The organism is Streptomyces sp. NBC_01546 (assembly GCF_045208355.1).
Classification (GTDB): Bacteria; Actinomycetota; Actinomycetes; order Streptomycetales; family Streptomycetaceae; genus Streptomyces.
Map to the genome: position 1 here is coordinate 7,768,430 of NZ_CP109379.1, position 20,020 is coordinate 7,788,449.

Sequence of the window (20,020 nt, forward strand, 5' to 3'; positions counted from 1 at the left end):
CGTCAGGTCCCGTCAAGGGCGGACGCGGTGACGGCCACCCCTCTCGCAAGGAACCACATTGATCCGCCCCACACCTCTTCGGCCCACCCGTCTCACCCGTCTCACGTCCCGAGCCGCAGCCACCGCCTCCCTCTTGGTGCTGCTGCCTGCCGTCCCAGCCGCTGCTGCCGGAACTCCGCACCTCGACTCCGTCGAGCAGGAACTCCGCCGGGTCTCGCCCGGCCTCGAGGGCCGCGTCTGGGAACGAACCGCCGGCAACGCCCTGGACGCCTCCACGCCCGGCGGCGGCGACTGGCTGCTCCAGACCCCCGGTTGCTGGGGCGACAGCGCGTGCACCGAGCGGCTCGGTACGGAACGCCTGCTGTCGAAGATCTCCGAGAACGTCGCCCAGGCGAAGCAGACCGTCGACATATCCACTCTGGCACCGTTCCCGAACGGCGCGTTCCAGGACGCTCTCGTCTCCGGACTGAAGGCGTCGTCGGCCCGGGGCAACAAGATCAAGGTGCGTGTCCTCGTGGGCGCCGCGCCCATCTATCACCTGGGCGTGGTGCCGTCGAAGTACCGGGACGAACTCGTCGCGAGGCTCGGTGACGACGCCCGGAACATCGACCTCAACGTCGCTTCGATGACGACCTCGAAGACCGCGTTCTCCTGGAACCACTCCAAGATCCTCCTGGTCGACGGCCAGTCGGTGGTCACGGGCGGGATCAACAGCTGGAAGGACGACTACCTGGAAACCGGACACCCGGTGGCCGACGTCGACCTGGCGCTCAAGGGACCGGGCGCCGCCTCGGCGGGCCGCTACCTCGACGAGTTGTGGTCCTGGACCTGCCAGAACAAGAGCAACATCGCCAGCGTCTGGTTCGCCTCCTCCAACGGCGCCGCCTGCATGCCGTCGATGCCGAAGGCCGCCGTGGCCCCGGCTCCCCAGGGCGACGTGCCCGTCATCGCCGTGGGCGGGCTCGGAGTGGGCATCCTGCGCAACGACCCCGTCTCGGCCTTCCGGCCCCAGCTGCCCACCGCACCCGACACCAAGTGCGTCGTCGGGCTCCACGACAACACCAACGCCGACCGCGACTACGACACGGTCAACCCGGAGGAGAGCGCGCTGCGGACGCTGATCTCCACCGCCGGCCGGCACATCGAGATCTCCCAGCAGGACGTCAACGCGACCTGCCCGCCGCTGCCGCGCTACGACATCCGCGTGTACGACGCTCTCGCCGCCAAGCTGGCAGCCGGGGTGAAGGTCCGCATCGTGGTCAGCGATCCCGCCAACCGGGGCGCCGTCGGCAGCGGGGGCTACTCCCAGATCAAGTCCCTCGCCGAGGTCAGCGACACCCTCCGCGACCGTCTGGCCCTGCTCACCGGCGACCGGGGCACGGCGCGCACGACGATGTGCGCGAACCTCCAGCTGGCCACCTTCCGCAGCTCGTCCGCGCCGACCTGGGCCGACGGCCACCCGTACGCCCAGCACCACAAGGTGGTCGCGGTGGACGACTCGACGTTCTACCTCGGCTCGAAGAACCTATACCCCGCCTGGCTCCAGGACTTCGGTTACGTGGTCGAGAGCCCCGACGCCGCCCGGCAGCTCACGACCCAGCTGCTGGACCCGCAGTGGCAGTACTCCCGCCGGACCGCCACCGTCGACTACGAGCAGGGCATCTGCCCCACCGCCTGACCCGACCGGCCTGATCACGCATCAGCCGATCCACGGCTCTCTACAATTGGTCATGTGCCTGACAGCAGTGGCGCACTGCACCACTCCCGCGAACGGCACCACACCCCCAAGGGAGCGATCAGCACATGACCAAGCCTGAGAGCGCGGGATACGACTACGACGTCATCATCAGCGGGGCCGGCCTCGCCGGCAGCGCCGCGGCGATCCTGCTGGCTCGACGCGGTGTCCGCGTCGCACTGCTGGAACGCCGCTCGGACCCCGAAGCGTACAAGGTGCTGTGCACCCACTCCCTCACGGCCAACGCCTACCCGGTGCTGGACGAACTCGGCCTCGTCCCCGCGCTCGAGAAGGCGGGAGCAGTTCGCAACCAGGCCCGCTGGTACACCCGTTGGGGATGGATCGAGCCGAGGGCCGCGCCGGCGGGCCCCGAGCTGCCGTACGGGTACAACATTCGGCGCAGCACCCTCGACCCGTTGATCAGGTCCCATGCGGTGGAAACTCCCGGCGTCGATCTGTTCCTCGGTCACCATGTGAGCGGGCTGGTCCGGGAAGCCGGGCGAACCGTGGGGGTGCGCGCGTCGACACCACAGGGCGAGCGCGAGATCCGGGCCCGCCTGGTGGTCGGCGCCGATGGCAAGGACTCGGCCGTGGCGAAGCTCGCCGGGGTGCCTGCCCGGCAGTACGAGAACGCGCGGTTCGGCTATCTCGCGCACTTCCGGAACCTTCCGCTGCCCGGCGGGATCAGTCACGCCTGGTTCCTCGAGCCCGACATGGCGTACGCGTTCCCGAACGACGACGGGGTGACGGTCCTTGCGGTACTTCCGGAGAAGAAGCGGCTGCCGGCCTTCCGGGAAGACCTGGAGGGCAGCTTCCTCGAATTCGTCCGCGCCCTGCCCGAGGCACCGCTCATCGACTCCGCCGAACGCATCACGAAGATCATCGGCACTGTCGACTACCCGCTCCACAGCCGCAAGCCGACCGCACCGGGCGTCGCGCTCATCGGCGATGCCGCCCTGACCGGCGACCCCCTGTGGGGAGTGGGATGCGGGTGGGCTCTGCAGTCCGCGCAATGGCTGGCCGAGGCGGTCGCCCCGGCCGCAACCGGTCGGGGCGACCTCGACAGGTCGCTCGTGGTGTACGCACGCAGGCACCGGCGCCGGCTGCGAGGTCACCAGTACCTGGCCGCCGACTTCGCCAAGGCCCGCCCCTTCAATCCCATGGAGCGGCTCATGTTCTCGGCGGCAGCGCGCGATGAGTCGGCGGCGCGGCACATGCATCTGTTCGGATCCCGCCTGATCGGTCCGCTGCGATTCTTGAACCCCGCGGCACTGGCCAAGGCCGCGGCCGTCAACATCAGGCACCGCGGGGCGACTCCACCGGCCGCGCACCATTCACACACAGAGTCATGACCACCGGAGCCGGGCTCCTTGGGCTGCTGCTACTCCGGCTGCGTCACCGTCAGCGACCAACGGACGTTCTGCGCCGACGCGTCGACCACGATCGTGAAGTCCCCCGGCCGCACGACGCCCGCGTCACTCCTCCGCCCACACCAGCCCGTCGGGCCCGGGGTGCGGGAGCACCCCCCCCGTCCGACGCGGCGGCGGGCATGGCACTCCCCAGGCCGGCCGCCCCAAGGGCCGTCAGACCCGCGCGCCGTGTGGAGGAGCCTCGGCCTCAAAGGCCCGGCCCGTTGCCAGGCTCAGCGACCAAGGGCGTTGAGGTACCGATGGAGCGCCCGGTGCCCTTCGGGGGTGGGGTGCAGGCCGTCGACGAGCAGTTCGGTGTGCTCACGCAGCGGCTCCCACATGTCGAGGTGGTCGACGTGGTTCTCGTCGCACCAGGTCCGTATGGACGCGCGCAGGGCCAGCGCTCGCTCCTCGGTGAATCGCAGGCCCTCGTAGTCGCGGGTGCGTTCCTCATCGACCCATGTCGGCCCCGCGACGACGAGTCGCGCGTTGTGACTCAGGGCCGTGGCAGCCAGCGAGTCGAGGCTGTCCGCGATGTGCGCCAGCCCGTCGCGATGACTCGGCGGGACGGCCAGCGGCAGGGCCGAGTCGTTGATACCAGCGGCCACAAGGACGGTGTCGGGTCGGCGAGGAGCCAGCAGCGCGGGTGTCTGCTCGCTGACATCGATCAGGGTGCTGCCGGGGATGGCCAGGTTGAAGACCCGGTGTTCAGCCTCGTTACCCGCGATGTGGGTAGCCGCCAGACGGGCAGCCCACCCTCCCTGCGGATCACAGCGTCCGTAGGCGATGCTGTCGCCCACGATCACGATGCGCGCTGCCGAGCGCAGCGGCTTCGCATCCACGTAGGCCCAGGCGCTCTCCCCGGAGGAAAGGAGCACCCGTCGGCGGACGTAGTCGTCGACTTCGTAGGCATCGGCAGCGGCGAGGTCCTGGTCGGTGAGGCGCAGGACGGCGCCCTCGACCACGGCGCCGAACTTGCGCTCCAAGGTCAGATGCACGTCAAGGCCGCTGGCGGCGATCACGGACTGGTCGGTGATCGGCAGGGGTCTGGTCGCATGGCCGGCCAGCGACGCCGAAGAACTGGGCACGGCTTGACCGAAGAGAGCGGTCTGGACCCGCTCGTCCATCAGCGTGCCGAAGGAGAACAGGTTGTGGGGGCGTGACTCGGACACCGCGGGCTACGTGGCCTTTCTTCAAGGATTGATCAGATCACCCTAACGGCCGACCCCGGCCCCCGAACCAGCCCTCCGGCGGTGGGCGGACGCTGCGACGTGCGAGGGCCTCGGTCGCCGGCCAGTAGCAGCACGGCCCGCATCGGCACCAGACAACAGCTCCGTTCCCCAGCCACATGCGACCTGGTGCCATCAAAAGGCACGACACGGGATCGTTTGACCGCCTGGATGTGGTGGCATGTCGTTGACACCTGCCGAACGGCGTGCGACAAAGACTGCAGGGCGTGTTCGGCAACTGTCCCCTCGTCTGAGGTGCGCTTCTCCTCGTGACCGGGCCGCCAGTAGGTGCCGGTGCCGGGGCCGGGTGAAAATCACTGTCCTCCACCTGAGGCTTGTCGAACAGGCACACCACCCCATATGTGAACGGACAACTCTGCCTTGACCATGATTCCCGGATCCCGTGTCCCGGGGCGGACCTGGACGGTCCGTCTGACCGGCCACGGCGACCACACCGTCTCCGTCACCTGCAGCACCGAGGCGTGCCGCATGCCGCCCCGGTCCAAGGACGCGACGGCCATGCGACGGTTCGCCGCCGAACACGCCCGCGCGCATGCCCGCCTCGCCACTGTCCGCCCCAACGCCGCGTGTGCCTGCGGGGCCGCCGAATGCGGATTCCACGACGACACCCGAGCCTCCTGTCATGGTGCGCCGCTGCTCGTCCTCATCCACAACCCGGTCGTCGGCCAAGTCTGGACCCTCGCCGAGATCTGTCAGGCCTGCGCACCCCTGATCTCCCACACCACCGTCCTCGGCCGCGCCGAGCGCCCGACGGCCACTCGAGCCTCCGCGGGGTCGGCCCCCGCTTCGTCACTCCCCGCGGTGCCTGCCCCGGCACGCGTGGCTGTGGCCGGCGGCTTCTCGTCCCCCGAAGCCGCTCCCGAAGCAGTCGCCCGCCGCCGCCCGCACCGCGGCGGCCCCCGACGCGCCCGCTGAAGAGGACGTGTGCGGCTCAGCCTGCGGGGGCCGGTGCGGGGCAGTACTCGGCTTCCATGATGCTGGTCGGGGAGCCCACGCTCCAGTCCCCGTTGCGGTTGTAGGCGAGCTGGTGGCGGCCGTCCTCGGTGGTGACGGCCAGGGACGTCGACCCCACCATGCCTCCGCCGTGGCCCCAGACCGTCGTGCCGCAGCTCGTCCGGAGCTTTGTGATGCCGAGCCCGTAGGACATGTCGGGGCGTTGGGGGGTCGAAACGGTGGTCTTCATGGCCTTGAGCTGTTTCGGCGGCAGCAGCTCGCCGCGCAGCAGCGCGCTGTAGAACCGGTTCAGGTCGCCGGTGGTGGAGATGATGTCGCCATCGGCCCAGCCCTGCGACCCGTTCATCTCGGTGACGTCGTCGATCCGGTCGGGTGCCGACTCGAAGAGCTTGGAGTAGCTGCGGCTGCTGGGCCGGGGCATGTGGATGCTGTTGCCCGGGTTGGAGGTGGCCCTCAGACCCAGCGGTTTGATGATGCGGCTGCGGACCTCTTCCTCGTACGTCCGCCCGCCCACCTTTTCCATGATCAACCCGGCCAGGATGTAGTTCGTGTTGGAGTACGAGAACTCTTCACCGGGCGTGAACAACGGCTCGTGGGAGAGCGCCACCTTCACATGCTTCTCGGGCGGCAGGGTGTCGTAGCGGTGCTTGAGGTAGCCCTCACCCCGCATGTACGTCTCGAGGTACTCCTCGTCGGCCAGATAGTCGAAGAGCCCCGACGTGTGGTTGAGGAGCTGACGTACGGTGATCTTGCCGCCGTCGTTGCCGTTGCCCTGTACCAGGCCGGGCAGATGGAGCTCCACGGTGTCGTCGAGGTCGAGTTTCCCCTCCGCCTCCATCTGGAGCAGGACGGTCGCCACGAACGTCTTGGTGATACTGCCGATCCGGAATCGGTCGTTCGTGCCGCGCGGCGCGCCGGTTGTCAGGTTGCCTACACCCGACGTCGACTTCCAGATGCCGTTGGCGTCGCGTACCTGGGCCGTGATGCCGGGGATGCCGCCCTTCACCTCCGCGTCCATCGCACGCCGGGTCGCCTCGTGCCCCGCCGTCGAGGGCGCGGTGTCCGACGATGCCTGGGCGGGGACCGCGAAGGCGGTGGCCGCCATCGCGGCCGCCGCGAGACCGACCGCGCCGACCCGTGCGGTCTTCCGTAACGTCATGTGTGCTCCTTACCGTCTCGGTGCTCGGTTGTATTCGCGCGGTTCCCCTGGAACCGGTGGGGTCCGCTGTCACAAAAGACCGCAAACGATCACCGGATGGTTGAGCGAACCTCAGGATTGGCTCCGCCACTCACCTTGCGTCCGGCGTACCCCGTTCCCTCGACGAGCCGGCCCACCGGGCGCCGAGGCCTTGTCGTCGATGGGTGTGTCAGTGGCGCTGGATAGGGTGCGCGCCATGGACAGGGAACAGGTGGTCGAGGAGCTCACCGGCTCCTGGGAGGCGACGCGGCCGGTGCGGGACGCGCTGGTGCGACGTGGCGCCGAGGTCGTGGGGCCGGTGCTGGAGGTGCTCTGCGACGAGCGGTCGCCGGTGGAGTTGACGGTCTCCTCGGACGTGTTGTGCCGGATCGGGCATCACGCACTTCTGCCCCTGGCCGGGGCCATCGCGTCAGCGGATTCACCCGAGGTCGCGCGCAGGGCCGGCTACGCGCTGGGACGGCTTCAGGTGCACGATCCGGCGGTCTACCTTCCCTTGCTCACCCACCCGCATCCCAAGGTCCGTGCCGGCGCGCTCCTCGCTTTCCAACGCCTGGGCGAAACCGCGCTGGCTTTCGCCGACCGGCTGACACCGTCACTGGGCGATGCGGACACGGAAGTCCGCCGGCGGGCCGTCTGGGCGTTCGAGGCGATCGGAGGTGCGGCGGTTCCGGTACTGCGACGCCTTCGCCGGTCGCCTGCTCCGGCGCCGCGGCTGCGGGCCGGTGCGCTGGAGGCTCTCGCGGCCATCGGGGGACCGACTGCCCTGGACGAACCGGACCGGAACGCAGTTCGCCGACTGACTCGGATCAAGCAGATCGGCGAGGTGCCGGAAGGTATGCATCTGTGCGGTTCCTGGTACGCGGTGCCCACAGCGGACCGACGTGCGGTCCTGGAGGTCTTCGACCTGGGTGCGGGGGAGCCGGTCACCGTACGGACGGGGGCTGCCGCCTGGAACCATGATCACCACGTCTGGAGCGGTCGCGGTCACCACGCGTGCGCGCGGGTCTTCGTCAGCCCCGTGCTCGACGGCTTCACGCTCGTGTTCGGCGACTCCTCCCAGGACACGCACCGCATCGAGGACGGAGGCGGCGGCGGCCGCGACGAGGCCAGGGAACGCGTCGTACGAGAACGGTGCGCTGACCTGAGCCGCCGGTTCGGGGCCGCGCAGTGGTACGGGACGAGCTGCGGCGACGGCTGGACTGCCTGGTGCGTCGCCGAGGACGGTGAAGTGGTCCGCTACTACGACGCGTACGACGCGGAAGAGACCGGCGACGACGGACCCGGACACCCGGCAGAGGCCGGCTACCTGCTGCCGCACGAGGGCGGCTTCCCGGAGGACGCCTTCGACGGGGACAACCTGATCGCGATCCCCGACACTTGTTACGCCGTCGACATCGCCGCACGGCTGTCGGTCGACCCGGCATCGATCGGGGCCACGACACGGGTCAGGGGCCACGGCTTGCTCGCCCTGACCGCATGCGGCCGCGAACAGGGGCACCCCGCGGGTGCACTGCCCGTCTGAGCCTCCGAACCGGGGCGTACTCCGTGCGCCCCGGCCCGCCGGTTCAGAACGTTCAGGCGCTCAGGTCTGGCATTGCTTGGTGGACGCGGGAGACCAGCCGCTCCAGGCAGCGCCGTCGGCCCGAGCATGTACTCGGATCTCGACCTTCACGGGGCCGCATACCCGGGTCGTGCTACCCACTTCGACAGGGCCGATGGCCTCGCCGGCCCGGACGTAGGAGCGACCGCTGCCCACTTTCTCCCAGTGACCACCGTCGACCACACGGAAGAACGCCTCGTAGGAGACGTTCAGTCCCTTGGTTCCGGTGTTACGCGCCTTGATGTGCGCCGTGATCTCTCGACTGGGGAACTCGCCGACAGATCCCCGCTGGGCACTGATGCAGCCATTGATGGCGACACGGCCGGTCGATGTACCTCCGCCGCACGCGATTGCCGCAGCGTGAGCGTTGGCCGGGATGGTCATCATGGTCAGCGCGGCTGCGCCCAGGATCGTTCCGGTACGCCTCAAATACAACGTTCCATACCCTTCTTTGAGCCCGTTTCTCTGAACAGACCACGGCTCGCCTTGGGGTACGACGTCTCATCGAGTTTTTCGCCCAAATGGGTGCAGGTGGTGGCGTAGGTGGCCGGTGATGGGACGGGTGCGCTCACGTTCACAGAAAACTTCGGCCAGAGGTGAATCCTTTCCGGACCTCCCCGCCTCTTGTCTGTGTACCGGCCGAACGGGCCGACAGAACCCGGAGGAACACACATGATGGTCGCTGGCCTCGTAGTGATCGGAGCCCTGCTCGTGGGCGCGTGCAGCTGGCATCTGATGCGGCGTTACAAGAGCCGAAGCTGACCAGTGCCTGCGCCGGGAGGCGCCTTCCGGGAGTGTGTAGCAGATGAACCAACGTTTCACCTGGCCGGACGAGCGGCTGATCAGGGCCGCTCAGGACGGCGACGTCACTTCGCTCACCACCGTCGTCATGGAATCCCAGCCTCATGTGCGCAGGTTCGCCATATCGCTCTGCGCCTCGCCGCAGGACGCGGAGGACGCGGCGCAGGAGGCCCTGATCATCCTCTACCGGAAGATCGGCACCTTGCGGGCCACTGGCGCGCTTGCCTCATGGATGTTCCGGATCGTGCGCAACGAATGCCTACGGCAGGTACGGCTGCTCGTCTCGCGGAGCGATGAGGCGTCGGCCGGACCGGACGGTTCCGCGGAACCGTCCGCCGAGGACGCGGTGCTGCACAGGCTGGAAGCGGAGCGGATCGCGGCTGCGGTCAGTTCCCTTCCCAGTGACCAGCGGCAGGTCCTGATCCTGCGCGACGTACAGGGCCTGCCCGGCAGGACCGTCGCCCATTCGCTCGGTCTGAGCAACGCCGCGATGAAATCTCGGCTGCACAGAGCACGTGCGGCACTGCGCCACTCTCTGGCAGTGACCGACCAAGCACCCGATCAAGCCATCGCCCAACCAGTCGGAGGAGACTCACGACCGTGAACACCCTGAACACCGTGAAGCCCGCGCAGGGCGCGCAGGCCGCGAAGGCCCGGGCCATCACACAGTCCGCAGCGCCCGAGATGAACTTCGCCAGCAAGTCCGTCCCGCGCCACCTGGGGCGCGGCGCCATCGGATTCGGGCTGATCATCGGCTCGATCGCCCTGGTGCCCGTCGTCGGCCCGGTCACCCTGCTGGCGGCCCCGTTGGCCCTGATCGCCTTCCGCGGCTGCCCCACCTGCTGGATGGTCGGCCTGGCGCAGACCATCTCCCGGGGCCGTCTGGAGCGCCAGTGTGTGGACGGCGTCTGCACCCTCACCAAGGCGCACCAGTCAGCGGTGGCCACGGACGAGCCGAGGTCCGACACTGTGCCTGGTCGTGACCACGGTGTGGATGAGCCATCCGGCCGCCGCGCCGACTGCGTACCAGAGCAGGTCGGGTGGGTTGAAGGTGGAACCGAGCGCCAAGCGGGCGACGGTACTGCGCTCGGAGAGCTCCGCCGGGACGCCACTGAGCTGTAGGAACTCGACCACCCAACTGACGGCCAGCGCACATCCGGCGGCTTTCAGGGGTGTCACGCGGGGCGCGGCCAAGACGGCAAGAGCGAGGAGCAGGACGGTGTACAGGGCGTCTCCGCCGTACTTGGCCACGCTCCCCGCCGCCACGGCCCTGAGCCCCAGCCCCACGCCGACGATCACCACCGCGGCACCCGCTGCCGCCAGACGGGTCCGTACCGGGTCGGCGGCGGAACGGTCACGGGTTCCGGGTATCAGGGGCACGGGGTCATCCTGCCGGAGACCTGGTGCTCGCCCGTGCTCGCCCCGCCCGATGCAAACCGGCCAGCCTCCCTCCAACGCGAGTCGGCCGCTTGGCGTGACGGACCGAGGTCATCGAGGTCAAGACCGCACTGGTGCTACTTGCCGTCCAGCGCCTCCACCAGCTGAGGCAGGTTGCCGCCGGCCACGATGAGGGCAAGGTGGTCATGGTAGTCCCGGCTGCTGACGATCAGGCCGTCGCGGACTCGCAGCACCTGGATGTTGGCGGCCTCGAAGGTCCGCCCGGTCACCCGGTGGTGCACCTGGTAGTCGAACTCGGCGACGACCACCTCGGCGTCGTCGGTTTCCCGGACGACCACGTTCAGCGGGGTCAGCTCCACGGGCGAACTTGCGGAGACTTGAGCGAACCGCTCCCTGAGTGCGGCCCGCCCCTCGACCCGGCGCGGACCGACCGGCTCGAAGACGGTCTCCACCACGGCGTCCTCGGCGTAGAGCTCGGCCAGTTCCGTGAACCGTCCCGCGCCGATGCCCTCGATCAGCTTCTGGAAGACTTCGCGCGGTGACAGCGTTTCAGGCATGCCAAACCTCCGGTGGGATCCACGGCTAGAATCGGACTGGGAACTCCGTTTTCACGATACGGACTGGATAGTCCGGTTGTCCAGGGTGGCTCTGCCGTCGACGGCGAAAGGTGGGACAGGGATGGGTGGCGCTCAGGAGCGCCCGCTGCGGGCTGACGCGGCCCGCAACCGGGCCAGGCTGCTGGATGTCGCCACGGAGGTGTTCACCACCCGCGGCGTGGGCGTGCCGACCGAGGAGATCGCCCGGATCGCCGGGGTCGGAGTCGGCACGCTCTTCAGGCACTTCCCGACCAAGGAGGCGCTGCTGGAGGCGGTGATGGTGCGCAGACTGGAGGAAATGGCGGCCCGGACCGCTCAGTTGGCGGCAGAGTCCGGTCCCGCCGAAGCCTTCTTCGCATGCTTCCGCCTGGTGGTGGAACAGTCCGAGGGGAAAAACGAGTTCGCCCAGGCTCTCGCGGTGGCCGGGGTGGACGTGCATGCGTCCCTGCAGGAGCCGACCATGGAGATCCAGGCCCGGCTGGCCGATCTGCTGGCCGGGGCACAGCGGGCTGGCGCGGTCCGCCCGGAGCTGGGCCTGCCGGAGTTCATCGCCCTCCTGGCCGGCACCGGCAGGGCGATGGAACAGCTCGAAGCGGATCCGGCACCCCGGGAGCGGATCTTCGAGGTGGTCTTCGACGGACTACGGCCACGCTGAACCGAAGGCGCGCAATCCGTACTTGTTCGGGCGCACCGACGAGTACGTCGACACCAACCACTTCCGGAGGCTTCAACTCACGAGGTCGCACCAGAACGAGACGGTTGCCTTGGGGTCCCACGCCTCGTCCTGACGGTCCAAGCCAGGGCCACCGAGCTCCTGCGCCTCGCAGGCACCCGTCTTTCTATCGCCAACCTGTGTTGTTCCTAGAATGGCCGCGTGGAGGATATCGATGCGATCGCGGTGTTGCAGGACCGGGTGCGGCGGCGCCTGTATGAGTACGTGGCCGCGCAGGGCCGTGAGGTCGGCCGCAACGAGGCCGCCGAGGCGGTCGGGGTGGCGCGCACGCTCGCTGCGCACCATCTGGACAGGCTGACCGAGGCGGGGCTGCTGGAGAGCGGCAGTCGTCGCCTGACGGGCCGCTCGGGGCCGGGGGCGGGGCGTCCCGCCAAGGTGTACACGCGGGCGCGCGCCGAGCGTTCGGTGTCGCTGCCCGCCCGCGACTACCGCACCGCCGCTGAGCTGCTCGCCGAGGCCGCCGAGCAGGCCGGGCTGGACGCCGGGCTCTGCGCGGCCGCGCGCCGCCGGGGTGAGGCCCTTCGCGGCTCGGCGGAGCCCTGTGGCGGCCTCGAAGAGGCCATGGAGATGCTGGCCGCCCGCGGCTACGAACCGCACCTTGAAGGTGTCGAGGGCGCCGAGGGCGTTCAGGGCGCCGGAGGCGCCGAGGGGGCGACCGGGGCGGCCGGACCCGTCGTCCGTATGCGCAACTGCCCCTTTCATGCTGTCGCCGAACGCTTCCCGCCCCTCGTCTGCGGCATGAATCTCGCGCTGCTGGAGGGGCTGCTCGGTGCGGACGGCCCCGTCCGCGCCCGTATGGACGCCAGGCCGGGGGAGTGCTGCGTGGTGGTCGAGACTTCTAAAAACAATGATGATTGACATAGAAAAGTGAGTCGTGCTGGGATGGGTCCATGACCGCATCCACGCGTGCCGCCCACCTCGCCCAACTCAACGTCGCCACACTCCTCTACCCCTTCGACGACCCGCGCATGGCGCCCTTCGTCGAGATGCTCGATCCGGTCAACTCCGCAGCCGATGGCACGCCCGGTTTCGTATGGCGGCTCGCGGAGGAGGGGGAGGCCGACGCCACCGGCCTGCGCCCGGCGGGCGAGGACGTCATCGTCAACCTGTCGGTGTGGGAGACCCAGGAGGCTCTGTGGGACTTCGCCTACCGCAGCGGGCACCTGGAGGTGATGCGGCGGCGCCGCGAATGGTTCGAACGGCACGTCGAGGCGCACCTGGTGCTCTGGTGGGTCCCCGCCGGTCACCTCCCGACCGCCGACGAGGCCCTGGAGCGGCTGGCGGACCTGCAGGCGCACGGGCCGTCCCCGCGCGCGTTCACCTTTGCCTCCTCCTACACCGCCGCCGAGGCCGCCCAGCACCTTCAGGCAGTGCCGCCGGCGCAGCCTGAGCAGGCCGCCCGGAGCGCGCGGTTGACGTCGGCCGGGGACTCGCCGGCGGTCTGAAGCAAGGACGTTCAGCCCAGCAGGGCGACGAAGTCGGGTGAGTCCGGGTTCGGGGGCCGCGGGTCACCGGGCAACGACGCCGAGCCCGTGCAGGCCGAGATCGGCGCCCAGTACGGGGCGCTCACCGAGCTGCGCGCCGTGTCCGCCGAGGAGTACCGCGCGATCGGGCGCTCCTGTGTGGACAACGAGGCCTGGCGCGCCGCGTACGAGGCGATCACCCCGGGCCTGGCCGCGTACCAGCGCGACGCCATCGAGGCCTACGCCACGTCGAGGCTGAGCTGACGCCGAGCCTGTTTCGGGTCAGCTCGAGCGCTCGACGCGCGCGAGCCAGTCAGTGAGGAGGGCGCGCAGGAGTTCCGGTTGCTCGTGGGGCAGAGCGTGTCCCGCGTCGTCGGCCACGGCGAGCGAGGCGTGCGGGTAGTGGTCGACCAGGTCGGTCGCGGCGGCATATCCGACGGTCGAGTCCAGCCGCCCTGCCACGACCACTGTCGGCCCCGCGTAAGCCGGCGCGTGATCGGGAGTCAGCGTCCATCGTTCGCCGATTCGCTCGAGCGCTGCCTGGTCGACGAGCGCGGCGGCTGGGGCGACGTAGCGTTCGTACCGTTCGAGCATCTCCGGGGTCTGGATCACGAAGTAGCTCCGGAAGACGTCGTCGCCGATCTCACCCGATCCGGCGACGACGCGGTGCTCCGGCACGTCGCGCAGTTCTGGCAACAACGGACAGACGAGCGCCAGCCCGGCGACCTGCGCCGGGCGTCTCGCGGCCATCGCCTGCGCGTAGTACGCGCCCGCCGAGTGGCCGACGAGGAGGTGCGCGCTCCCGCCAGTGACCTCGTCGGCGAAGTCGAGCAGTGTGTCGAGGACGTCGTCGGCGCTGCGCAGCGTTTCGGGAGCGATTGTCCGGCCCATTCCGGGGAGGTCGGGATAGATCCGCCGCAGCCCCGCAACGCCGTCGAAAACCAGCTCGAAGCAAGCCTCGGCCTCGCGGTGGTCGACGCCGGCGCCATGGAGTACCAGTACGGGTCGACCGGTCCCGTACTCCACGTAGTGGACCACCACCTGGCCCACTCGGATCTCCATCCCCGCAGGCTACCCGCGCAGGGGCGACTGAAGGATGAGTACGTGCCGACGACGTTCTCGAAGCCAGCCGATTTCTACAAAATGTTGACGCGCCTCTATCGGAAATCCCGCCGCCTGACGGACGATCCAGGTACCCTCCCCGCTTTTCGTCTGACGTCTCGTCGGCGCAGGGAAGGGCGAGCCCACCCCGGCCGTTGGGAGGCAACACGACATGGACCCGCTCCGTGAACGTCCCGGCACCGCCTCAGACGCAGCGCATGCAGCCCCGCACCCTGATCCCCGGCCCGCGCCGCCCAGCCGCCGCGGCGTACTGGCCGGCCTGGGCATGGCCGCGGCCGTGCCCTTGGTCCTCGGCGCCGGTCGTACGCAGCCGCGAGGGGGAACCCCGACGGGCCGGGCCGCGGTGCTCAGGAACGCCGCACTCGTGCTCACCATGGACCGCGCCCTCGGCGAAGGCCCGCTGGGCGCCGTGGAGCAGGCGGACGTCCTCATGCGCGACGGTCTCATCTCGGCAGTCGGCAAGCGGCTGCCGGCCCCGCCCGGCACCCAGGTGATCGATGCCGCCGGGAAACTGGTGATGCCGGGGTTCGTGGACGTCCACACGCACCTGTGGCAGTCGTCGATGCGAGGCGGCTGCGCGGACCGTGACCTCTTCGGATGGCTGGCCGACTGCAATTGGCGGACGTTCTCCCGGATCGCACCGGCGGACATGTACCGCTTCGTCCGCCTCGGCGCCCTCGACTCCCTGCAGTCCGGTGTGACCACGCTCGTCGACTGGGTGGACGCCATCCCGTACGACACCACGGTCCAGTACGTACGGGCCCTGGCCGATACGGGGGTGCGCTTCGCCTACGCCATGTTCCAGGCCGAGCGGGATGCCACGCTGATCACCCGGGCGAAGCGGGAACTCATCGACCCGGTGCCGCTCGCCTCGGCGCAGGTCGCCACGCACGCGGCGCGGGCCATCCAGGGCCTCAACCGAGTTCACTGGGAGATCGCCCAGGATCTCGGCGTCATGCTCAACAGCCATGTCCTCGAACGCGGCGAACAGCGGGCGGACGACCCGATCGGCACCCTGACGGACATCGGCGCGCTGGGCCCGCGACTGCTGATGAACCACGCGATCCACCTGACCGACGACGAGCTGGCCGCTGTCGCCTCGCACGACGTGAGGGTCTCGCACTGCCCGCTCAGCAACATGCGGCTCGCCTCGGGGATCATGCGGCTGCCGGACTTCGGCCGACGGGGTGTCAAGGTCGGGCTCGGCCAGGACGGCGGCACCAACGACACCTCGGACTTCTTCGCCCTCATGAAGACGGCCGTCGGCCTGCAGCGGGTTCGCGCCCAGGAGACGTCGGTGTTCCCCCAGATCCACGACGTGCTGCGGATCGCCACGCTGGGCGGAGCCGAAGCGATCGGCATGGCCGACACCGTCGGGTCGCTGACGCCCGGCAAGTGCGCCGACGTCATCGTGATCGACCCCGCCGCGCTCAACTTCGCGCCTCGGTTCGACTGGATCAACCAGATCGTGCTCAACGGCCGACCGGAGAACGTCCACGCGGTCTTCGTGAACGGCCGGCCGCTCAAACTCAACGGACGCCTCGTCGACGTGGACCCCGGTCGGGTCGTACACGAAGCGGAAGCCGCGGCCGCGCGACTTCGGGCCGTCTCCTGAACCCGATTCCCCGGGTCAGGCCATCAGGGAGGGTGCGGTGCGGTCCGGTTCGGTCCGGTCCGGTGCGGCGATGTAAATGGCAAATCTCCTTACGGCTGACGTGTCCGCGACGACAATGAGGTCTTCGGGTGTGGCTACGGGGGGACGGCGCATGGTCGAGCAGGTATTAGCGATCTTCACTCAGATGGCCGGAGGAACGGCCGCGGTGGTCGGGGCAGAAGTGGGCCATGCCGTCTCGGCCATCGTGCGCGATCGTCTGGGGACGACCGAACAGGGTCGCGCGGCGATCAGCACTGTGGAGACCAGCCCCACCGACCCGGCGGCCGTCGAGCAGTTGCGGGACCTCGTCGAGTCGGAGATGGCCGCCGATCCGCGCTTCGCCGAGCGGATTGCCCTGGCCCTCGCGGGTCCGCCTCCCGCTTCCGCGCCTCGCATCAACACGGGCATTTCGTTCGACAACAGCCCGGTACGGGGCCGCCCCATCATTTCCATGGCCGGAGTGACGGTCAGCAATACCCGCAACGTTCGTTTCTCCCTGCTCGCCGCAGCTCTCGTGCTGGTCGCGCTGCTTGCCTTGGGCCTCTACGGCGGCACGCAGCTCTTCAACGGCGACGATTCCCCGGCACAGGGTGGAGCCGGGTCCCAAAACTCCGCCACGGCCATCAAGGACGCGGCGCTGGCCAAGACGATCCCTCCCGGTATGGACAGCCTGCCGACCGGCTGGAGCGTCGGCTCGGGCTATCCCAAAGAGTTTCGCTGCGGGGGAATGCCCGCGAAGTGCCGAGACGCGCTGCTCGACATCCAGACGTCCTACACCCCGGGCTTCTACTTCGATCAGGCACAGATCGAAGTGGTGACCTATCCGAGCGTCGAAGCGGCGACCGTCGGATACGCCGAAATCAAGCGAGAAAACGCGGACTTCGGATCCACCCCGACGCCGGTGGCCATGTCGAACACGGGCGGAGACGAGTCCGCCGCAGTCGAATGGGCCAACAGTCCGACGCCCGGCATTACCGAGGCGACCGGCGCGTTCGCGGTCGTCAGGGTGGGGACGGTCGTCATCAATGTCGTCATGATGGACGAGGGCGCCGGCGGCACAGACCTCGGCATCCTCCAGTCCTTCGCCGCGACCGCGACCGCCCGCGCCCAGCAGGCACAGAACGGTCAGGCTCCCAGCGCCGTCATGACGAAGTAGACAGCGGTGCCAAACCCGGTGCCATCCGGTGAGGAATCCCTCGTGACTCGTGAGTACTGCACACCCCGTCAGTGACAGCGGTGACTGTCGCCGCGTCCGCCGGGCGTGACACGGTCGGGTCTGCCACCGACCGAGGGAGCAGGTGTGAACAAGGGGTACGCCGCCTTCTGCGACTCCGACCGCTGGTTCTACGACGCGCCGTACCGGCGGGTCGGTGAGAGCTATGCGGCCGCCCTCGCCCCCGTCCCGCCGGGGTGGCGCTCGCACCGGAGCGGCGACTGGCTCGCGCTGCGTCCCGTCGGCGCCGAACTGCCCGCGCAGGGCTGGAAGATCCACGTCTCGGCCACGCTCGACAACGCCGAGTCGGTGCTGACGACGGTGTACGAGTACTGCACCGCCCGAGGCATCGCCTTCAAGTTCATACCGAGCCGGTACCTGTTACACCTGCGCAACGCCAAGTACGCCGACCGCGCGGCGAGCGGGAAGTTCATCACCGTCTACCCGGCCGACGAGCAGCAGTGCGGCCGGATCGCGGAGGACCTCGACGCCTCGCTGGCGGGAGCGGCCGGCCCGTACATCCTCAGCGATCTGCGCTGGGCCGCCGGACCGGTCCACCTGCGCTACGGCAGTTTCACCCTGCGGCACTGCTACGACGAGCACGGCGCACTGGTCCCGGCCATCGAGGCCCCCGACGGGCGGCTCGTACCGGACCGGCGCGGACCGGCCTTCCAGCCGCCCGAATGGCTCGAACTGCCCGACTTCCTGAAGCCGCACCTCGCAGCGCGCTCCGCGGTCACCCTGACCGGCGTCCCCTTCACGGTGGAGCGGGCGCTGCACTTCTCCAACGGTGGCGGCGTCTACCTCGGGAAGGACAGCCGCACCGGCGAGGCCGTGGTCCTCAAGGAGGCCCGGCCGTACGCCGGGCTCGCCGCCGACGGCGCCGACGCCGTGACCCGGCTGCACCGCGAACAGGCCGCACTGGAACGGCTGACGGGCCTGGGCTGCGTCCCGGAGGTCCGCGGCACGTTCACCGTCGGCGACCACCACTTCCTGGTGCTGGAACACCTTGCCGGCAAACCGCTCAACACCTACTTCGCCCGCCGCCACCCGCTGATCGAGGCAGATCCCGACCCGGCGGAGCTCGCCTCGTACACCGAGTGGGCCCTCACCATCCACCGGCGGGTCACGGAGGCCGTCGACGCCGTGCACGCCCGCGGCGTGGTCTTCAACGACCTCCACCTCTTCAACATCATGGTGGCGGAGGACGAGACGGGCGAACCCTCCGTCGCGCTGCTGGACTTCGAAGCCGCCGCGCACGTGGACGAGGGGCTGCGGCAGACCGTGGCCAACCCCGCCTTCGTCGCACCGGCCGAGCGTCGCGGGTTCTCCGTCGACCGCTACGCCCTTGCCTGCCTGCGGCTCGCCCTGTTCCTCCCGTTGACCAGCCTGCTCGTCCTGGACCGGGCCAAGGCCGCACACCTGGCGGCCGTGGCTGCCGAACAGTTCCCCGTGCCGCGGCGGTTCCTCGACGAGGCCGTCGAGGAGATCCTGTCCGGCGTCCCGCAGGGCGCACCGGGCGGCCGCGTGCCCGCACCGGCCGGGCCGTACCTGCCCGTCGAGCCACGGGAATGGCCGGCCGCCCGTACCTCGATGACCGCGGCGCTGCGCGCGAGTGCCACCCCGGACCGCGAGGACCGCCTCGTCCCGGGCGACATCGCCCAGTTCGCGACCGCCGGGGGAGGGATCGGCTTCGGCTACGGGGTCGCCGGAGTGCTCCACGCCCTCGCCGAGACCGGTGCCGAACCCTGGCCCGAGGCCGAGGAATGGCTCCTCGGCCGCACCGCGGAACCGGCTTCCGGCACTCCGCTCGGCTTCTACGACGGCCTGGCCGGCACGGCCTGGACGCTGCACCGGCTCGGACACCACGACCGTGCACTCGCCCTCGCCGACCTGCTGCTGCACCAGCCGTGGGAGAGCGCGGGCCCCGACCTGCACAGCGGACTCGCCGGCATCGGCCTCGCCCTGGACGCGCTCGGCACCGCGAGCGGCGAGAGCGAGCTGCACGCCGCGGCCCTGCGCTGCGCCGAACTGATCGCCCGGCCGGAGCATCGGCCCACCCGCGCGGGACTGCTGTACGGCAACTCCGGCCCCGCCCTGCTCCTCGTGCGGCTGTACGAGCGCACCGGCGACAAGGAACTGCTGATCCAGGCCGCCCACGCACTCCACCGCGACCTCGACCGCTGCGTCACCAGCGCGTACGGCACCCTCCAGGTGAACGAGGGCTGGCGCACCATGCCGTACCTCGGCGAGGGCAGCGTCGGCATCGGCATGGTGCTCGACGACTGGCTGGAGCACGGTCCCGACGAGCGCTTCGAACAGGCCCGGCGCGAGATCGTACGGGCGGCGCAGGCGACCTTCTACGCCCAGCCCGGGCTGCTGCGCGGCGCCGCCGGGATGATCCTCCACCTGGCCCGGACCACCACGCCGGGCCCGGGCACCGGCCCCCAGGCCATCGCCCGCCAGATCGACGCACTGGCCCGGCACGCCGTGCCGTACCAGGGGCATCTGGCCTTCCCGGGCGAGCAGATGATGCGGCTGTCCATGGACCTCGCCACGGGCACGGCCGGCGCTCTCCTCGCCCTCGGCAGCGCGGCGCCCGGCGGGCGCGCGCACCTGCCGTTCCTCCCGCCGCTGCGCGAGCGCGGCGCCCCCAAGCCGGTCCCACCCGGGGCCGTGACCCATCGCACCACTCGAGAGAAGAAGAGGAACCGACATGACGCTTCTTGACCTGCAGTCGATGGAGACCCCGAAGGAAGAGTCCACCGAGGCCGCGATGACGGGCGGCGGCAGCCGGGCCAGCCTGCTGCTCTGCGGTGACAGCAGCCTGAGCCTCACGACCTGTCACTGATTCAGGTCACCTCGGGCCCGGGCGGTTCGCCGCCCGGGCCCGC

General features: G+C 69.9%; 18 protein-coding genes and 1 pseudogene. 13 read left to right on the forward strand and 6 right to left on the reverse strand.

The window, feature by feature from the left end; all coding sequences use genetic code 11:
- Positions 1–136: 136 nt before the first annotated feature.
- Both OHA89_RS35420 and OHA89_RS35425 read left to right on the forward strand, forming a co-directional pair.
- A complete protein-coding gene (locus OHA89_RS35420) occupies positions 137–1,678 on the forward strand; it encodes a phospholipase (RefSeq protein ID WP_406368727.1) in 1,542 nt (513 codons plus the stop codon).
- 125 nt (positions 1,679–1,803) lie between these two features.
- Complete coding sequence (locus OHA89_RS35425) at positions 1,804–3,087, forward strand: NAD(P)/FAD-dependent oxidoreductase (RefSeq protein WP_406367932.1); 1,284 nt, start codon at positions 1,804–1,806, stop codon at positions 3,085–3,087.
- A gap of 290 nt (positions 3,088–3,377) precedes the next feature.
- Here OHA89_RS35425 and OHA89_RS35430 read toward each other — a convergent pair whose 3' ends face one another.
- On the reverse strand, positions 3,378–4,316 hold the full coding sequence (locus tag OHA89_RS35430; RefSeq protein ID WP_406367933.1) for a GDSL-type esterase/lipase family protein: 939 nt from the start codon (positions 4,314–4,316) through the stop codon (positions 3,378–3,380).
- 444 nt (positions 4,317–4,760) lie between these two features.
- Between OHA89_RS35430 and OHA89_RS35435 the strand changes: the two genes are divergently transcribed.
- Entirely contained in the window at positions 4,761–5,309 is a 549-nt protein-coding gene (locus OHA89_RS35435; RefSeq protein ID WP_251064065.1) for a hypothetical protein, read from the forward strand.
- Positions 5,310–5,325: 16 nt separating this feature from the next.
- Here the strand turns inward: OHA89_RS35435 and OHA89_RS35440 are convergent, their stop codons facing one another.
- Positions 5,326–6,507, reverse strand: coding sequence for a serine hydrolase domain-containing protein (locus tag OHA89_RS35440; protein WP_406367934.1), 1,182 nt, complete (start codon positions 6,505–6,507; stop codon positions 5,326–5,328).
- 235 nt (positions 6,508–6,742) lie between these two features.
- On the opposite strand from OHA89_RS35440, the gene OHA89_RS35445 reads away from it, so the two are divergent.
- A complete protein-coding gene (locus tag OHA89_RS35445) occupies positions 6,743–8,068 on the forward strand; it encodes a HEAT repeat domain-containing protein (protein ID WP_406367935.1) in 1,326 nt (441 codons plus the stop codon).
- 60 nt (positions 8,069–8,128) lie between these two features.
- Here the strand turns inward: OHA89_RS35445 and OHA89_RS35450 are convergent, their stop codons facing one another.
- Positions 8,129–8,581: a hypothetical protein gene (locus tag OHA89_RS35450; RefSeq protein ID WP_406367936.1), complete on the reverse strand. Its 453-nt coding sequence runs from the start codon at positions 8,579–8,581 to the stop codon at positions 8,129–8,131.
- Positions 8,582–8,951: 370 nt separating this feature from the next.
- Here OHA89_RS35450 and OHA89_RS35455 point away from each other — a divergent pair, with 370 nt between their 5' ends.
- Positions 8,952–9,551 carry an RNA polymerase sigma factor gene (locus OHA89_RS35455; RefSeq protein ID WP_406367937.1) on the forward strand — a complete coding sequence of 200 codons (600 nt, stop codon included), beginning with the start codon at positions 8,952–8,954 and terminating at the stop codon, positions 9,549–9,551.
- A 329-nt stretch (positions 9,552–9,880) separates the two neighbouring features.
- On the opposite strand, the gene OHA89_RS35460 is transcribed toward OHA89_RS35455, so the two are convergent.
- Both OHA89_RS35460 and OHA89_RS35465 read right to left on the reverse strand, forming a co-directional pair.
- Positions 9,881–10,321: a DUF2809 domain-containing protein gene (locus OHA89_RS35460; RefSeq protein WP_266612598.1), complete on the reverse strand. Its 441-nt coding sequence runs from the start codon at positions 10,319–10,321 to the stop codon at positions 9,881–9,883.
- 140 nt (positions 10,322–10,461) lie between these two features.
- On the reverse strand, positions 10,462–10,902 hold the full coding sequence (locus OHA89_RS35465; RefSeq protein ID WP_266612002.1) for a nuclear transport factor 2 family protein: 441 nt from the start codon (positions 10,900–10,902) through the stop codon (positions 10,462–10,464).
- A 121-nt stretch (positions 10,903–11,023) separates the two neighbouring features.
- Between OHA89_RS35465 and OHA89_RS35470 the strand changes: the two genes are divergently transcribed.
- The 4 genes and pseudogenes from OHA89_RS35470 to OHA89_RS35485 all read left to right on the forward strand — a co-directional run.
- Positions 11,024–11,596 carry a TetR/AcrR family transcriptional regulator gene (locus tag OHA89_RS35470; RefSeq protein ID WP_406367938.1) on the forward strand — a complete coding sequence of 191 codons (573 nt, stop codon included), beginning with the start codon at positions 11,024–11,026 and terminating at the stop codon, positions 11,594–11,596.
- Between the two features lie 219 nt (positions 11,597–11,815).
- The gene (locus OHA89_RS35475) at positions 11,816–12,532 is read left to right on the forward strand and encodes a metalloregulator ArsR/SmtB family transcription factor (protein ID WP_266612004.1); all 717 of its coding nucleotides are present in this window, start codon (positions 11,816–11,818) and stop codon (positions 12,530–12,532) included.
- Positions 12,533–12,564: 32 nt separating this feature from the next.
- The gene (locus OHA89_RS35480; protein WP_266612005.1) at positions 12,565–13,119 is read left to right on the forward strand and encodes a DUF3291 domain-containing protein; all 555 of its coding nucleotides are present in this window, start codon (positions 12,565–12,567) and stop codon (positions 13,117–13,119) included.
- Positions 13,120–13,179: 60 nt separating this feature from the next.
- A pseudogene (locus OHA89_RS35485) lies at positions 13,180–13,401 on the forward strand (TipAS antibiotic-recognition domain-containing protein); the annotation flags it as partial.
- A gap of 18 nt (positions 13,402–13,419) precedes the next feature.
- Here the strand turns inward: OHA89_RS35485 and OHA89_RS35490 are convergent.
- Positions 13,420–14,199 carry an alpha/beta fold hydrolase gene (locus tag OHA89_RS35490; RefSeq protein ID WP_266612006.1) on the reverse strand — a complete coding sequence of 260 codons (780 nt, stop codon included), beginning with the start codon at positions 14,197–14,199 and terminating at the stop codon, positions 13,420–13,422.
- Positions 14,200–14,410: 211 nt separating this feature from the next.
- On the opposite strand from OHA89_RS35490, the gene OHA89_RS35495 reads away from it, so the two are divergent.
- From OHA89_RS35495 to OHA89_RS35510, 4 genes are all read left to right on the forward strand, one after another.
- Positions 14,411–15,874 carry an amidohydrolase family protein gene (locus OHA89_RS35495; RefSeq protein WP_406367939.1) on the forward strand — a complete coding sequence of 488 codons (1,464 nt, stop codon included), beginning with the start codon at positions 14,411–14,413 and terminating at the stop codon, positions 15,872–15,874.
- Positions 15,875–16,025: 151 nt separating this feature from the next.
- On the forward strand, positions 16,026–17,069 hold the full coding sequence (locus tag OHA89_RS35500) for a hypothetical protein (RefSeq protein ID WP_266612009.1): 1,044 nt from the start codon (positions 16,026–16,028) through the stop codon (positions 17,067–17,069).
- Positions 17,070–17,213: 144 nt separating this feature from the next.
- Positions 17,214–19,856, forward strand: coding sequence for a class III lanthionine synthetase LanKC (gene lanKC, locus OHA89_RS35505; protein WP_266612011.1), 2,643 nt, complete (start codon positions 17,214–17,216; stop codon positions 19,854–19,856).
- Positions 19,843–19,977 (forward strand): SapB/AmfS family lanthipeptide, encoded by a 135-nt coding sequence (locus tag OHA89_RS35510; protein ID WP_257558705.1) that lies wholly within the window; start codon positions 19,843–19,845, stop codon positions 19,975–19,977. The genes lanKC and OHA89_RS35510 overlap by 14 nt, the downstream gene beginning before the upstream one ends.
- Positions 19,978–20,020: the final 43 nt, after the last annotated feature.